This window comes from Holdemania filiformis DSM 12042 (genome assembly GCF_000157995.1).
GTDB classification, from domain to species: Bacteria; Bacillota_I; Bacilli_A; order Erysipelotrichales; family Erysipelotrichaceae; genus Holdemania; species Holdemania filiformis.
In genome coordinates this window covers 45,805-46,560 of the sequence record NZ_GG657558.1, presented here as the reverse complement: position 1 = coordinate 46,560, position 756 = coordinate 45,805, and the positions used below count along the sequence as shown (strand labels likewise).

Annotated in this window: 1 protein-coding gene; it reads left to right on the top strand. The window is 46.8% G+C overall.

Annotated features, from left to right (window positions below; genetic code table 11):
- Positions 1-756, top strand: a 756-nt coding sequence (locus HOLDEFILI_RS10995; RefSeq protein WP_006059756.1) for an Ig-like domain-containing protein, incomplete at both ends; no start/stop codon positions are given.

Genomic DNA, 756 nt, shown 5'->3' with positions numbered 1-756 from the left:
GTTGAACCGCAGGCGATTAAGCTGAATACAGATAAACTGAGCTTGATGTCCGATAAAACGGCACGGTTATCGGTTTCTTTTGATCCATCCCGAACAGACAACAGGTTAAAAGGATTGGTTTGGGAAAGCGATAATGAAGAAATCGCGACGGTCAGTTCAACGGGAATTGTCACAGCGAAGAAAGCCGGCGTAACCACCATTCGTGTTCGAAGCGCAGTGCTTCCGGATTTAGAAGATGAAGTGATCGTTTCAGTGACGGCTCCGTTAACTTATTATCGCTTTTTGGAAACATCAAATACGACAGTGAATTTAAATATGATCGTTGGCGCGATGGATGATATCGAAATCTTGGCTCGGACAAAAGATGGAAGCCAGCCGAATATCAGTTGGAAAAACAGCGATGAAAGTGTCGTTGCTTTAAGTGCGGAAGGAAGTCATGGAACGGTAAAAGCATTGAAGCCGGGAACAAGCACGCTTACGATCCAATGCGCGGATAAAACGCTGATCCGGAAGGTAACGGTTTATCCTGTGAATTCCTTGTCGAGCTTAAAAATGGAGATTGACAATTACACGAGTGCAGGTCTGGAAATAGGGGAAGAACGTCCGATCCGGGTTGTGGGATCGATCGGGCAGGAAGAAGTAAACGACAGGGCAACGCTGACAAGCAGTAATCCGAAGGTTGCCGTAATCGATGAAGCCGGGAAGCTGAAAGCGATCGGCTTAGGAACCACGACGATAACAGCGACAGTGAAGGAT